The organism is Sphingomonas sp. T1, assembly GCF_902506585.1.
In the GTDB taxonomy this organism is placed as follows: domain Bacteria; phylum Pseudomonadota; class Alphaproteobacteria; order Sphingomonadales; family Sphingomonadaceae; genus Sphingomonas; species Sphingomonas aerolata.
Genome location: NZ_LR733875.1, coordinates 50,535 through 64,803, shown reverse-complemented (window position 1 = coordinate 64,803; position 14,269 = coordinate 50,535). Strand labels below are relative to the sequence as shown.

11 protein-coding genes are annotated in these 14,269 nt (G+C 68.7%); all 11 read right to left on the bottom strand.

Annotated elements, in window-relative coordinates:
• Positions 1-10: 10 nt before the first annotated feature.
• A complete protein-coding gene (locus tag GV027_RS00290; RefSeq protein ID WP_159510578.1) occupies positions 11-1,207 on the bottom strand; it encodes a class I SAM-dependent RNA methyltransferase in 1,197 nt (398 codons plus the stop codon).
• Entirely contained in the window at positions 1,204-2,688 is a 1,485-nt protein-coding gene (locus GV027_RS00285; protein WP_159510577.1) for an NAD(P)H-hydrate dehydratase, read from the bottom strand. Before GV027_RS00285 ends, GV027_RS00290 begins: the two co-directional genes overlap by 4 nt.
• Positions 2,685-2,960, bottom strand: a complete 276-nt coding sequence (locus GV027_RS00280) for a hypothetical protein (protein WP_159510576.1) — start codon at positions 2,958-2,960, stop codon at positions 2,685-2,687. Before GV027_RS00280 ends, GV027_RS00285 begins: the two co-directional genes overlap by 4 nt.
• Before the next feature lie 106 nt (positions 2,961-3,066).
• Positions 3,067-4,788 carry a dihydroxy-acid dehydratase gene (gene ilvD, locus GV027_RS00275; protein WP_159510575.1) on the bottom strand — a complete coding sequence of 574 codons (1,722 nt, stop codon included), beginning with the start codon at positions 4,786-4,788 and terminating at the stop codon, positions 3,067-3,069.
• Positions 4,789-4,905: 117 nt separating this feature from the next.
• The gene (locus GV027_RS00270) at positions 4,906-5,256 is read right to left on the bottom strand and encodes a response regulator (protein WP_031396103.1); all 351 of its coding nucleotides are present in this window, start codon (positions 5,254-5,256) and stop codon (positions 4,906-4,908) included.
• Between the two features lie 48 nt (positions 5,257-5,304).
• The gene (locus GV027_RS00265; protein ID WP_159510574.1) at positions 5,305-7,689 is read right to left on the bottom strand and encodes a hybrid sensor histidine kinase/response regulator; all 2,385 of its coding nucleotides are present in this window, start codon (positions 7,687-7,689) and stop codon (positions 5,305-5,307) included.
• 80 nt (positions 7,690-7,769) lie between these two features.
• On the bottom strand, positions 7,770-9,821 hold the full coding sequence (locus tag GV027_RS00260; RefSeq protein WP_159510573.1) for a M13 family metallopeptidase: 2,052 nt from the start codon (positions 9,819-9,821) through the stop codon (positions 7,770-7,772).
• 165 nt (positions 9,822-9,986) lie between these two features.
• Positions 9,987-12,074: a M13 family metallopeptidase gene (locus tag GV027_RS00255; protein WP_159510572.1), complete on the bottom strand. Its 2,088-nt coding sequence runs from the start codon at positions 12,072-12,074 to the stop codon at positions 9,987-9,989.
• 92 nt (positions 12,075-12,166) lie between these two features.
• On the bottom strand, positions 12,167-12,652 hold the full coding sequence (locus GV027_RS00250; RefSeq protein WP_042466983.1) for a DUF2062 domain-containing protein: 486 nt from the start codon (positions 12,650-12,652) through the stop codon (positions 12,167-12,169).
• A 78-nt stretch (positions 12,653-12,730) separates the two neighbouring features.
• Positions 12,731-13,213 carry an SsrA-binding protein SmpB gene (gene smpB / locus GV027_RS00245; RefSeq protein WP_031395420.1) on the bottom strand — a complete coding sequence of 161 codons (483 nt, stop codon included), beginning with the start codon at positions 13,211-13,213 and terminating at the stop codon, positions 12,731-12,733.
• Between the two features lie 115 nt (positions 13,214-13,328).
• Positions 13,329-14,228: a 4-hydroxy-tetrahydrodipicolinate synthase gene (gene dapA, locus GV027_RS00240; protein WP_159510571.1), complete on the bottom strand. Its 900-nt coding sequence runs from the start codon at positions 14,226-14,228 to the stop codon at positions 13,329-13,331.
• Positions 14,229-14,269: the final 41 nt, after the last annotated feature.

Genomic DNA, 14,269 nt, shown 5'->3' with positions numbered 1-14,269 from the left:
AATTAGCACCTTAGCGGACGAACTTCGCAGCGAGTTCGACATGGGTGGACCAGAGGAACTGGCCGACCGGCTGGATCCAGTCGATCCGCCAGCCGGCGTCGCAGAGCTCCTTGGCATCGCGCGCGAAGCTCGCCGGGTTGCACGAGACGTAGACGATCACCGGCGTCTTCGACGCGGCGAGCGCGCCGGCCTGTTCGCGCGCGCCAGACCGGGGCGGATCGATCACCACCGCGTCGAACCGGTCGAGCTCGGCCACCGTCAGCGGGCGGCGGTAGAGGTCGCGGTGCTCGGGGAAGACCGGGCGTTGCAGGCGGTGCGCGGCGGCCTTGAGCGCGGTCAGCGCGTCGCGCGCGCCCTCCGCGGCATAGACCTTCGCCGGGATCGCGAGCGTGAAGGTGCCGAGCCCGGCGAACAGGTCGGCGACGGTGGCGGGCGTACCGATCGCCTCGAGCACTGCGGCGGTGAGCGCGGCCTCGCCGTCGGGGGTCGCCTGGAGGAACGAGGCGGGTGGCAGCGGCACGGGGACGCCGCCCAGCGTGATCGTCACCGCATCGGGCTCCCAGCGCGTCTCCGGCCCCAGACCGTCGTCGAACGCGACGCGGGCGATGCCGTGCTCCTCGCAGAACCGGGTGAGCGCTTCGGCGGCGGGGAGGCCTTCGGGCGCGAAACCAGTGATGAGGATGTCGGCGCCCTGGTCCGCGAGCGTCAGGTGGATGTCCGCACGACGGCGGAAATTGAGGCGCTTGAGCAGGGTGCGCAAGGGGGCGACGAGCGCGAAGAGGCGCGGATCGAGGATCCAGCATTCCTTGATGTCGACGATCAGATGCGCCTTCTCGGCGGTGAAGCCGAGCGTGATCCTGCCACCCTTGGCCTCGGCATGCAGCGTCGCGCGGCGGCGGCTGCGGACCGGCGAGATGTGCGGGGTGTGGATCGGCGCGGACAGGCCCTGCCCGTCGAGCGCGGAGGCGATCCGGTCGGTGACGAAGGCGCTGTAGCTCTCGTCGTCGAGATGCTGGAGCTGGCAGCCGCCACAGGTCGGGAAATGGACGCAGGGCGGGGTCTGGTGGTGCGGGCCGTGGGTCACGCTGCCGTCGGCCGCGAGCGTGTCGCCGGGCGCGGTGAAGGCGGCGTGGCGGCCATCGGCGGTGATGCCGTCGCCGCGCGCGGCGACGCGGACGATGGTGTCGGTCGTTGGGTCACTGGTCATAAGGACGCTCTGGCCGACCGGAGCGCATCCGCCAAGTCATCGGCGATAAATGCCGGCCCGGAGCGACGCGCGGCCTCGCTGTGAAGCCACACACCCGCGGCGGCGGCGGCGAGCGGATCGAGCCCTGCGGCGAGCATCGCGCCGATCGCGCCGGCGAGGACGTCGCCGGTGCCGGCGGTGGAGAGCCAGTCGCTCGCGCCTGGGGCGAGCCGGACGCGGCCGTCGGGGGCGGCGATGACGGTGTCCGCGCCCTTGAAGACGACGACCGCCCCGGTGCGGGCGGCGGCGTCGCGGGCGCGGGTGATCTTGTCGTCGTCCGATCGTCCGAAGAGCGCGTCGAATTCGCCGGCATGCGGGGTGAGGATGACCGGGACGGTGAGCGCGCGGATCCGGTCGGGATCGAGCAGGCGGAGCGCGTCACCGTCGAGGACGAGCGGGTGGCCGGCAGCCAGCGCGGCGTCGAGTCGGACGCGGGCGGTGGCGTCGCGGCCGAGGCCTGGGCCGATGACGAGCGCGCCGATCCGGTCGTTGGCGAGCGCGTGGTCGGAGAACGCCGCGCGGACGAGTGCATGCGGCGGGCCCGCGCTGTCGCCGAGCAGCGTCACATAGCCCGCGCCCGCGCGCATCGCGGCGAGCGCGGCAAGGTCGGCCGCGCCCGCCATCGTGCCGGCGATGACCCCGACCATGCCACGGGTATATTTGTGCGCATCGGGTCCGGGGGGTGCGAGCTGCGGGCTTTTGAACACTTCGATCTGGCTGGTGACGGGGACGCCGATGTCGAGGAGGCGGACCTCGCCGCAATAGCGCGCGGCGGGCTGGAGCAGGTGCACGGGTTTGAGTGCGCCGAGGGCGAGCGTGAGGTGGAAGACGGGCGGTGTCGTGAGCGCGTGGCCGGAGTCGGTGGCGAGGCCGCTGGGGAGGTCGATGGCTATGGCGAGGGTGGCGGCGGTGCTTAGGGTTTGGAGACGGTCTGCAACCGAATGTTCCCCCGCGGAGGCGGGGGCCCAGGCTGAGCCATCAGGCGCGCGCGTGGGATTCAGCTGGGCCCCCGCCTCCGCGGGGGAACTCGCGTTGGGGGTGGCGGTGCCAGCATCCAAAGGGCGCTTCAGGCCGGTGCCGAATAGGGCGTCTACCAGGACGGGGGTGGGCTTCGCTTCGGCGAGAGATTCGACGGGGCCGGGCCACGCTGCCCTTGCCGCCCTGGCCGCATCGGTGCGGGGCTCGGACAGTGCGGCGACGCGGACCGTTGCGCCCAGGTCGGCGAGCAGGCGCGCGGCGACATAGCCGTCGCCGCCATTGTTGCCGGGGCCGCAGAGGATCAGGATGGCGTTCGATCCCGCGAGGCGATGGACCGCGTGCGCGATCGCGGTGCCTGCGCGGTCCATCAGCGTATCGACCGTGACACCGGTTGCGATCACCGCATCCTCGGCCGCGCGCATCTCGGCGGCGGTCAGGACGAGCTGGCCCTCGATCCGGATCATGAGCCGTTCGCGCCCGGCTGGACCGTCGCCGGGAGGCGGTAGCGGTCGGTGCCCAGCGCGACGTCGATGCTGCCGGGGGTGGATGCCGTGACCTGCGCCCGCTCCGCCCCGTCAGCGGCGACGACGCCGCGGCCGTCAGGGGAGATGCGCAACCTTCGGAAGCCGCCATCGGGGTGGCGGAGGGTCAGGATCACGCCATCTGCGCCGCGCGACTGCTCGATCGTGCAGTCGGGGGCCAAAGCGGCGGCCCCCTTGGCGCAGGGGACATGCATGACGGGTGGGTCGTCGCGGCGCGACGCCGTGTCACGGGCGTCGGGCTTGCCGCTCCCGCAAGCTGCCAGCGGGAGCGAGACAAGCCCGACAAGATACTGCGATCGTTTAGATATCCGCGTAGACATGCGTTTCGGCTGCGGCTCCCGGGTGCGTGACCGCGCCCTTGTACGCCGGACCGACGGTCTTCGCATAGCGCCACAGAGCGCCCGAGCCGTAATCGGTCTTGCGTGGGACCCAGACCGCGCGGCGTGCCGCCATCACGTCCTCGGGAACATCGAGATCGATCGTCCCCGCCTCGGCATCGATATGGATCATGTCGCCATCCTCAACGAGCGCGATCGGGCCGCCATCGGCGGCTTCGGGGCCGACATGGCCGATGCAGAAGCCGCGCGTGCCGCCCGAGAAACGGCCGTCGGTGATCAGCGCGACGCTCTCGCCCATGCCGAGGCCATAGAGCGCGGCGGTGGTCGAGAGCATCTCGCGCATGCCCGGACCGCCCTTGGGACCTTCGTATCGGATGACGATGACCTCGCCCTCGTTAATCGCGCGGGCCTCGACGGCGGCGAAGGTGTCCTCCTCGCAGTCGAACACGCGCGCCGGGCCGCTAAACTGAAGCCGGTGCATCCCCGCAACCTTCACGATTGCGCCATCGGGGGCGAGACTGCCGCGCAGGCCGACAACGCCACCCGTCGGGGTCAGCGGCGTGCTGATGTCGTAGATGACCTTCTGGTCGGGGTTCCACGTCACCTGGTCGATATTCTCGGCCAGCGTCTTGCCGGTCACGGTCATGCAGCTGCCGTCGAGGAACCCGCCGCTGAGCATCGTCTTCATCAGCATGTAGACGCCGCCCGCCTCATACATGTCCTTGGCGACATACTTCCCCCCGGGTTTGAGGTCGGCGATATACGGCGTTGTCTTGAAGATCTCCGCGACGTCGAACAGGTCGAACTCGATCCCCGCCTCTGACGCCATCGCAGGCAGATGCAGCGCGGCATTGGTCGAGCCGCCGGTCGCGGCGACGACTCGCGCCGCATTGATGAAGGCCTCGCGCGTGCAGATGTCACGCGGGCGGATATTGTCGGCCAAGCACTCCATGACCTGCGCGCCGGCGGCCACCGCGATCTGTTCACGCGTCGTGTAAGGCGCGGGCACCATGTTGCTGTTCGGAATAGACAATCCGATCGCTTCCGCGACGCAGGCCATGGTGTTGGCGGTATATTGCCCACCGCATGCGCCGTGACCCGGGCAGGCGACCTTCTCGAGTGCATGCACCTCCGACAGCGGGCAGGCACCGGCGGCATATTTGCCGACGATCTCGAACACGTCGACGACGGTGACGTCGCGTTCCTGATAGCGGCCGGGCAGGATCGAGCCGCCATAGACGAACACCGACGGGATGTTCAGGCGGAGCATGGCCATCATCATGCCGGGCAGCGACTTGTCGCAGCCGGCAAAGCCGACCAGCGCGTCGTAGCAATGGCCGCGGACCGAGAGTTCGACCGAGTCGGCGATGACTTCACGGCTGACGAGGCTCGCCTTCATCCCCTGATGCCCCATCGCGATGCCGTCTGTGACGGTGATCGTGTTGAAGCGGCGCGGCATCCCGCCACCCTGGATGACGCCGGCCTGCGCGGCATCGGCCTGCGCGTCGAGCGTGGTGTTGCAGGGGGCCGAGTTGTTGCCGGCGGACGCGAGCGCAACAAACGGACGCGCGATATCCTCTGCGGGGATACCCATCGCGTAGTAATAGCTGCGGTGCGGCGCACGCTCTGGACCGACGGAGACATGCCGGCTCGGCAGGCGCGATTTATCGAATATACGGGTCATGGCGACCGCCTATGTCGCGAGACGGGGCCTTTGCGCAAGACAGTTGCGTATGGATTTGCAGTTTTATCCGCCGCGGCCGCGGCCGGACGAGGACCGCAGAGCCTGCGCGGCGGACCGTCAGAGGCTTTCGAGCGCCTTGGCCACACCATCCATCGTGAACGGCTTCTGCAGGCGGGGCCGGTCACGGAAGCGGGGATCGAGGCCGTCATCGCCACCGCCGGTCGCGAACACGAAGGGAATTCCGCCCTCCGCAAGCCGTTCGGCGATCGGAGTACTCTTCTCACCGCCACGCAGGTTGACGTCGAGGATCGCTGCGTCGACACCCCCGGCCGAGATGCGGTGCAGGGCATCGGCGACGGTGTCGACGGACCCTGCCACGCCCTTGTCCAGCACCTCGAGGAAATCCTCGAGCATCATGGCGATCAACGGTTCATCCTCTACGATGAGGATCTGCTGTGGCACGTTCATATTTTGTACCTTAGGCGGCAATTTCGCCGAGCGCCAACATCTTGTTGCTTAACGTGCCGCAAGAACGTCGCGCGCGGCTTCGGCAAGCTGCTGAACCGAGAAGGGCTTGGGAAGAAACTCGACATTGTCGAGGTCGATCGACTTGCGCAGCTGTTCCTCGGCATAGCCCGACATGAAGACGATCGGCAGGTCGGGATATTTCTCGCGGGCGTGCCGGACCATCGTCGGGCCGTCCATGGTCGGCATCACCACGTCGGTGATCAGCAGATCGGGGCGGCCGTTCTTCGCCATGATCTCGAGCGCGACCTCGCCATTCTCCGCGGTCAGCACGCTATAGCCCTGGCGGGTGAGCGCGCGTTCGGCGACTGCGCGGACCATGTCCTCGTCCTCGACGAGCAGGATCGTCCCCGTGCCCCACAGGTCGGCGGGCTTGGCCGCGGGCTTGGGCGCGGTGAGCCGCGGCGCGGCAGGGGCGGCGTGGACGGGGAGGAAGATGGTGAAGGTCGCCCCCTGCCCCGGCTGCGATTCGGCGAAGATATAGCCGCCCGACTGCTTGACGATGCCGTAGACGGTCGAGAGGCCGAGCCCGGTGCCCTTGCCGAATTCCTTGGTCGTGAAGAACGGCTCGAAGATCTTGGGCAGGACCTCGGGCGGGATCCCGGTGCCGGTGTCCTGGACGATCAGCGCGGTATAATCCGCGACGGGCAGGATGTCGGAGGCCATCTGCCGCACTTCGGTCGCCGAGACCGAGCGCGTGGTGATGGTCAGCGTGCCGCCGCCGCGCGGGTTGGCGGACAGGATCGCGTCGCGGGCGTTGACCGCGAGGTTGACGACGACCTGTTCGAGCTGCCCCGGATCGGCGCGGACCGGCCCCAGGTTGCGGCCGTGCATCATGTCGAGCCGGACGGTCTCGCCCATCAGCCGCTTGAGCAGGTTCGACACCTCGGACACGACGTCGGGCAGCTGCAGGATCTGCGGGCGCAGCGTCTGCTGGCGGCTGAAGGCGAGCAGCTGGCGAGTCAGCCCGGCGGCGCGGTTCGAGTTGGTGCGGATCTGCTGGATGTCGTCATAATCGCTGTCGCCGGGCGAATGGCGCATCAGCATCAGGTCGCAGTGGCCGATGATCGCGGTCAGGATGTTGTTGAAGTCGTGCGCGACGCCGCCGGCGAGCTGGCCGACCGCCTGCATCTTGGTCGCCTGCGCCACCTCGCGCTTCAGTCGCGATTCCTCGCTATTGTCCTTGAGGCTGAGCAGGACGGCGGCATCGCCGAGCCCGCGCGCGCCGGCGATGGTCAGCGCGACCGGCTCGTCGGGATGATCCTTCAGCCGGACCGCCATGTCGGTCGAATGCGTCTGCCCGCCCGCGAACCGGCGGATCGCGTCGGCGACCGCGGTCTTGTCCTCGCGCACGACGAGATCGCCGGGGTAGAGCGGCGGCGCGGCGCCGACGACCCCGGCGGCGCGCAGGAACGAATCGTTCATCTGGATGAAGCGGCCCTCGCGATCGACCAGCGCCATGCTGAACGGCATCAGGCTGACAAGGCTGCGGACATGCGCGGAGGCCGACGCGCCGATCGCGGGCGCATCCTCCTCGTCGTCGAGCAGGATGACGAGAACGGGGGCGTCGTCGCCCTCGACAAACGGCACCTGCACCACGCGCAGCGGCGTCCCAGCGCCGCCCTCGCGCGCGAAGCGGACGAGGCCGCGATTGTCGGTGATCAGGAAGCGCGCGAAGTCGCGTCCCTCGATCGCCTCATGCTCGTCGCCGATCGCGCGGACGCGGAGCACGCGGTTGGTCGCGCGGACGCGGCCGTCGGCGCTGAGCAACGCCGCCATGATCCCGCTGCCGCCGAGCCGGTCGCCGGTCGGCCCGTCGATCAGCCGCTCGGCGGTCTGCGCGAGGTCATAGTCGGGCGCGGTGACGAACCGCCAGACGAGCATGTCCGCCTCGTCGCCGGCGCGGGTGATCGATGCCGAGATGCGCAGCCCGTTGGCGACCAGCCGCTCCGCCTGCGCATGACCGTCGCGCCAGGCGGTGCGTCCGGCCTCGGCGAGCAATACGACCCCACTCGCGTCGAGCGGCAGCCCCGGCGGAGTCGGAAAGCCGCTGAACACCGCGTCATAGGCATCGTTCGCGCAGACCAGCCGGCCCGCGCGATCGGTCACCGCGATTGCGTCGCCGCTCGCCTGCGCGACGGTGCGCGTGAAGTCCCAGTCGATCGTGCGCAGTTCGGCGCTGCCGGCGCGCGCGAGCACGCGCCAGACGATCACCGCGCCGATGACGATGATCGCCGCGGCGAGAAAGGCCGCCGCGACGACGAGGTCGCCGATCATGCCGAGCACCAGCCCCGATGCGGCGATCCCCGTCACCGCCGCGACGAGGGCGGCGCGGCGGTTCGGCCCGAGGCCGGTCTGGGGCGGAAGCGAAACCATGCGATGCCTCTTCCGCTGTTCGGGGGTTTGGGGTCAAGCGTCATGTCCCCGCCCGGTTTCCCGGTCGGGGACGCGGCCGGTCACCAGATGCGCACGCGCTGTTCGGGCGCGAGATACAGGCGCTGCGTCGGCTTGGGCTGATAGGCGGCGTACCAGGGGTCGAGATTGCGGACGACCGAGGCGCGCTGCTGCGACGGCGAATGCGGATCGGTCAGCAGCCGCTGCCGCAGGTTCGCCTCGCGGTAGTTGCGACGCCAGACCTGCGCCCAGCCCAGATAGAAGCGCTGGTCGCCGGTGAAGCCGTCGAGCACGGGCGCCGCCTTGCCGCCAAGCGCGGTGTGATAGGCGTCATAGGCGACCGTAAGCCCGGCGAGATCGGCGATGTTCTCGCCCATCGTCAGCTGGCCCTTCACGTGCATGCCGGGCAATGGCTCATAGGCGTCATACTGCGCACCGAGCTTGCCGGTGAGCGCGTTGAAGCCGGCGATGTCCTTGGGCGTCCACCAGTCGGTGAGCTGGCCCTTGGCGTCGTATTTCGAACCCTGGTCGTCGAAATGATGGCTCAGTTCGTGCCCGATCACCGCGCCGATACCGCCATAATTGACCGCGTCATCGGCCTTGGGATCGAAGAAGGGCGGCTGGAGGATGGCTGCGGGGAAGACGATCTCGACCATGCCGAAATTGGCATAGGCGTTGACCGTCATCGGCGTCATGCCCCATTCCCAGCGCTGCAAGGGCTTGCCGAGCTTGGCGATGTTGTCCTGATGCTGCCATTCGTTGGCGCGCCATTCATTGCCGAACGCGTCGCCGGACGTGATCGTCAGCGCGGACAGGTCCTTCCACTGGCTGGGATAGCCGATCTTGGGGGTGAAGGCGGCGAGCTTGGCGTGCGCCTTCTGCTTGGTCTCGGGCGCCATCCAGTCGAGCTTGTCGATCCGGCGGCCCATCGCGGCGAGCACGTTCTTCACCAGCACGTCGGCCGCGGCCTTGGTCTCGGGCGGGAAATACTGTGCGACGTAGAGCTTGCTGACCTCGTCGCCGAGCGCACCGCTGGTGAACTGGACGCCGCGCTTCCAGCGGGCCTCCTGCTCGGGGGTGCCGCCGAGCACGGTGCCGTAGAAGGCGAACTGTTCGGCGTCGAACGCCTTTGGCAGCACGTCCGCATAGCCGTCGAGCGAGCGGAGCATCAGCTGGTCCTTGAGCACGCCGATCGGCGCGGTCGCGACGAGTTTTGCAATGCCGGTGATCGCCGAGGGCTGCGCGACGATAACGGTCGGAACGGGCGTGCCGGTCGCCTTGAAATAGCCCGCGAAGTCGAAGCCGGGCGCGCGCTTGGCGAGATCGGCGACGGTCATCTTGTTATAGGTCTTGGTCGCGTCGCGGCTGTCGACGCGGGTCCAGCTGACCCGGGCGATCTCGGTCTCGAACGCGAGCAACGCGGCGGCGCGCGCCTCGGCATCGGGTTCGCCGGCGAGCGTCAGCATCTTGGCGATGTGCGCGCGGTAGGCGGTGCGCGCCTCGACCAGCTTGGCGTCGGTGCTGAGATAATAGTCGCGGTCGGGCAGACCGAGCCCCGACTGGCCGAGCGAGAGCGCGTACTGCTCGGGGATCTTGTCGTCCTGGCCGACGCCGCTGCCGAACGGGCCGCCGATCCCGGCGCGATCTGCCTCGGCGAGCAGCGCGGGATAACCCGACCGGTCCTTGAGCGCGGCGATCTTCGCGAGCCATGGGCGGATCGGCGCCAGCCCCTTGGCCTCGATCGTGCCGGTGTCGAGGAAGGTCGCATAGGCGCGGCCGATCTTCGAGTTCGGGTCCTTGGCCGCGGTGTCGAGGATGCCGCGGGTGCGCGTCTCGGACAGGTCGGAGAGGAAGTTGAACGCGCCGTAATTGGACTTGTCCGCGGGGATCGGCGTGGTCTTCGCCCAATTGCCATTGGCGAAGGCGTAGAAATCGTCACCGGGCTGGACGCTCTTGTCCATGCCCTTCTCGTCGAAGCCGAAGCTGCCATATTGCGCGCCGGTCGCGGCGGGTGCGGCGGGTGCGGCCGTTGGTTCGGCGGTCTGCGAGATGGCGGCGGTGACGCCGGTGATCGCGGTGGCGGCGAGCAGGCCGGCGGCTATGTAGGTCTTCATGGGGGTCTCCTGGAATTTCGTTGGCGGTACACCACCTCGGCTAAGGCCGGGGCCCAGTTGGGAAGGTCTTGGTCACGATGGACAGTCGGCCATTACGTCTGTCCCCCAAATGGGCCCCGGCCTTCGCCGGGGTGGGGTGTATCTGGGGCGGTCGGCGGGAGCTGATTACCAGATGCGGACGCGGGTTGCCGGGGCGAGGTAGCTGGCTTCGCCGGGCTTCACGCCGAACGCCGCGTACCAGGGGTCGAGGTTGCGGACGGTGAGGACGCGCTGGTGACCCGGCGAGTGCGGATCGGACAGCAAGGTCTGGCGCAGTGCGGGTTCGCGGAACTTGCTGCGCCAGACGCCGGCCCAGCCATAATAGAAGCGCTGGTCGCCGGTGGTGCCGTCGATCACCGGCGCGGGCTTGCCGCCGAGCGAGCGGTGATAGGCGTCATAGGCGACGGTCAGCCCGGCGAGATCGGCGATGTTCTCGCCGAGCGTCAGGCCGCCCTGGACGTGCAGCCCGGGCAAGGGCTCATAGGCGTCGTACTGCTTGACCAGCGCGTCGGTGAAGACCTTGAAGCGCGCGACGTCCTGCGGCGTCCACCAGTCGGTGAGCTTGCCGCTGGCGTCGTATTTGCGGCCCTGATCGTCGAAGTGATGGCTGATCTCGTGACCGATCACCGCGCCGATGCCGCCATAGTTGATCGCCGGGTCCGCCTTCGGATCGAAGAACGGCGGCTGGAGGATCGCGGCCGGAAAGACGACCTCGTTCATCGTCGGATTGGCATAGGCGTTGATCGTCATCGGCGTCATGAACCATTCGCCGCGATCGATCGGCTGGCCGAGCTTCTTGAGGTCGCGATCATAGTCGAACGCGTTGGCGCGCGCGACGTTACCGACGAGGTCGCCGCGCTGGACCTGGAGCGCGGAATAGTCGCGCCATTTATCAGGATAGCCGATCTTGGGGGTGAAGGCGGCGAGCTTGGCGAGCGCCTTGGTCTTGGTCTCGGGCGCCATCCAGGCGAGGTTGCGCAACCGGTCGCCCATCGCCGCTATGACGTTCTTGACGAGCTGATCGGCGGCCGCCTTCGATTCCGGCGGGAAATATTTCGCGACATACTGCTCGCCGATCGCCTCGCCCATCGCGCCCGACACGGTCGAGACGCCGCGCTTCCAGCGGACCTGCTGCTCGGGCGTGCCCGACAGGGTGGTGCCGTAGAAGCCGAAATTGGCCTTGTCGAAATCGCTCGAGAGATAGGGCGCATAGGCGCGCAGCACCTTGAGCATCGCATAGTCCTGAAGGACGTTCACCGGGGTATCGGCAAAGACCTTCGCTTCGCCCGTCAGCGCGCTCGGCTGCGCGACGAGGTAGAAGGGACGGCCGGTGACGCCCATCGCGGTCATGTACTGGGCCCAGGGGAAACCGGGCGCCTTGGCCGCGAAGTCGGCGGCGGTCCATTTATTGTAGGTCTTGTCCGCGTCGCGGCTCTCGATCCGCGTCCAGTGCGCGGTGGCGAGCCCCTTCTCCATCGCGAAGACCGCCGCGGCGCGCGCGGCGGCGTTGGGCTCGCCCGCGAGCGTCAGCATCTGCGCGAGATACGCCTGATAGGCGGTGCGGACCGCGGCGAGCTTGGCATCGTCCTTCAGATAATAGTCGCGATCGGGCAGCCCGAGGCCGCTCTGGCCGAAGCCGACGACATAGGTGGTCGGGTCCTTGTCGTCCTGCTGGACGCCGACGCCGACGAGCCCGCCGACCCCCTGGCGCTGCAGCTTCGCAATCTGGGTGACGAGCGCGGTCTTGTCGGTGGTCGTCTTCAGCGCGGCGAGCATCGGCTTTACCGGCCCCGCACCCTTCGCGTTGACCGCCGCCTCGTCCATGAAGCTCGCGTAGAAATCACCGACCTTGTCGCCGGGCTTCGCGGTCGCCGCGTCGAGGATCGTCCGGGTGCGCTCGAGCGACAGGTCCTGGAGGACGTGGAACATGCCGTAGGACGAGCGATCGGCGGGGATCGGCGTCGCCTTCTCCCAGCCGCCATTGGCATAGTCGAAAAAGTCGGTGCCGGGCTTCACCGCGGTATCGCGCCCGGCCATGTCGAAGCCGAAATCGCCGATCTGCGGCTTGTTCGCATCCTTCGGCGCGACGGGACCGCTGGCCGCACCGGCGAGCGCGGGCGACGGCGCGGGCGGTCGGGCCGGGGCCTGACTGGTCTGGGCCGAGACCGTTGCGGCGGAGGCGAGCAGAATGGCGGTGACAATCGACGTACGCATCAGGGACCCTCGGGGAAGAACTTCAGGATGCGGTGTGTTCTACGCCGATAAGACGCTCCGTCAATTCGTCGGGCGACAGATAGTGACGATTGTTACGATCCGCGATTATCGTGGCGGTGCCGCCACTTGCGGGCAATCCACAGCCGCCAGCCGAGCGCGCTGAGCGCATAGCCGCCGATCGAGGCCACCACGGTGATCGCCAGCAGACCGAGCGCGGTGGCGGGGCCGGCCTGCATCAGCCAGGGGATCCAGTCGGCCTGCGCGGCGGCTTCGGCGACCGGCTGGCCGGGGACATGCGCGTCGATCCGCAGCATCCACGACCCGATCCAATAGGCGGCGATCCAGAGCGGCGGGGTCGTCAGCGGATTGGTGATGAAGGTGGTCAGCGCGGCGGTCGGCACGTTGGCGCGGAACGGCAGCGCGAACAACGCGGCGACGGGGGTCTGCGCGACGGGCACGAGGATCCCCGCGACCATGCCGAGCGCGACGCCGCGCGGCACCGAGCGCCGGGTGAACCGCCACAGTTCGGGCGCGAGCACGCGGTGCGCGACGGGACGCAACAGGCGGTTGCGCTCCATCGAATCGCGGGTCGGCAGATTGCGATGCGACCACGCCGCGAGGCGCCCGAAGAGACCGACCGGCGCCCTGGTCACGGCTTATCCACGATCCCGCATGATCCGGCCCTGCTCGCGCTTCCAGTCCTGTTCCTTCACCGAATCGCGCTTGTCGTGGTTCTGCTTGCCCTTGGCGAGGGCGAGCTCGACCTTCGCGCGGCCCTTGGAATTGAAATAGATCATCAGCGGCACGAGCGTCATGCCCTGGCGCGCGACCGCGCCGAACATCTTGTTGATCTCGCGCTCGTGCAGCAGCAGCTTGCGCGGCCGCTTGGGCTCATGGTTGAAGCGGTTGCCGTGGCTGAATTCGGGGATGTTCGAATTGACGAGCTGGACCGTGCTGCCCTTCACCTCGGCATAGGCCTCCGCGATCGAGCCTTCGCCCCCGCGCAGTGCCTTCACCTCGGTGCCGGTCAGCGCGATCCCCGCCTCGAACACCTGCTCGATATAATAGTCGTACCGCGCGCGCCGGTTCTCGGCGACGATCTTGGTCTTTTCGAAGGTCGGGGGTTTGGGGCGTGCCATGGGATGCGCGATGTAGGAGGTCGGAGGGCGAAGGGGAAGCGGGCGTCGTATCGCGTTGGACGTTAATTGTCGGTCCTCCCGTCATCCTGACGTGCGTCAGGATGACGCAAGGGGATCAGACCAGGCCGGCGTGCGCCAGCGCCGCGTCGACCGCGGCGCGCGAGGCGTCGCCCGCGGGGGTCATCGGCAGGCGCAGCGTCTCGGGGAAGCCGGCCCGTACCCGCGCCATGGCGTATTTGACCGGGCCCGGCGACGCGTCGGTGAACAGCGCGTCGTGCAGGGGATAGAGCCGGTCCTGATAGGCGAGCGCCTTGACGAAATCGCCCGCCTGGCACGCCGCCTGAAACTCGGCGCAGAGCTTCGGCGCGACGTTGGCGGTGACCGAGATGCATCCGGTGCCGCCCATCACGTTGAACGCGAGCGCGAGGTCGTCATTGCCCGACAGCTGGCAGAAGTCTGGCCCGCAGGCTTCGCGGTGCTGCGACACGCGCGCGAGCACGCCGCTGGCGTCCTTCACGCCGACGAACACCTGCGGAAAGGCGGTGACGACCCGCGCCAGCGTCGCGGGCTGGATGTCGGTCACGGTGCGGCCGGGCACGTTGTAGAGGATGATGGGCAGCGGCGCGTCGGCGGCGAGCGCCTCGAAATGCCGGAAGATCCCCTCCTGGCTCGGACGGTTGTAATAGGGCGGGACCATCAGCGCGGCATCGGCGCCAGCCTCGTGCGCCGCACGCAGATTGGCCGAGGCGACGCGCGTGTCGTTCGACCCCGCCCCGGCGATCACGGGCACGCGGCCCTTCGCCTGATCGACGCAGACGCGGACGACGTGGAAATGCTCATCATAGGACAGGGTCGCTGCCTCGCCTGTGGTGCCGCACGCGACCAGCGCGGACGAGCCCTCGGCGATCTGCCACTCGACGAAATCGCGATAGGCGCGCTCGTCGAAAGCGCCGTCCGCGGCGAACGGCGTGACGAGCGCCGGGATCGACCCGGCAAAGGAAAAACCTGCAAACATCGGTATATTGCGCTCCTGCCGCGCTGAATTCGGGCGTTTCG

Coding starts and splice junctions, on each gene's coding strand:
- smpB (WP_031395420.1), bottom strand. CDS start 13,213: ATGGCACGCCCCAAACCCCCGACCTTCGAAAAGACCAAGATCGTCGCC.
- ilvD (WP_159510575.1), bottom strand. CDS start 4,788: ATGACCCGTATATTCGATAAATCGCGCCTGCCGAGCCGGCATGTCTCC.
- GV027_RS00285 (WP_159510577.1), bottom strand. CDS start 2,688: ATGATCCGGATCGAGGGCCAGCTCGTCCTGACCGCCGCCGAGATGCGC.
- dapA (WP_159510571.1), bottom strand. CDS start 14,228: ATGTTTGCAGGTTTTTCCTTTGCCGGGTCGATCCCGGCGCTCGTCACG.
- GV027_RS00250 (WP_042466983.1), bottom strand. CDS start 12,652: ATGGAGCGCAACCGCCTGTTGCGTCCCGTCGCGCACCGCGTGCTCGCG.
- GV027_RS00290 (WP_159510578.1), bottom strand. CDS start 1,207: ATGACCAGTGACCCAACGACCGACACCATCGTCCGCGTCGCCGCGCGC.
- GV027_RS00270 (WP_031396103.1), bottom strand. CDS start 5,256: ATGAACGTGCCACAGCAGATCCTCATCGTAGAGGATGAACCGTTGATC.
- GV027_RS00260 (WP_159510573.1), bottom strand. CDS start 9,821: ATGAAGACCTACATAGCCGCCGGCCTGCTCGCCGCCACCGCGATCACC.
- GV027_RS00280 (WP_159510576.1), bottom strand. CDS start 2,960: ATGCATGTCCCCTGCGCCAAGGGGGCCGCCGCTTTGGCCCCCGACTGC.
- GV027_RS00265 (WP_159510574.1), bottom strand. CDS start 7,689: ATGGTTTCGCTTCCGCCCCAGACCGGCCTCGGGCCGAACCGCCGCGCC.
- GV027_RS00255 (WP_159510572.1), bottom strand. CDS start 12,074: ATGCGTACGTCGATTGTCACCGCCATTCTGCTCGCCTCCGCCGCAACG.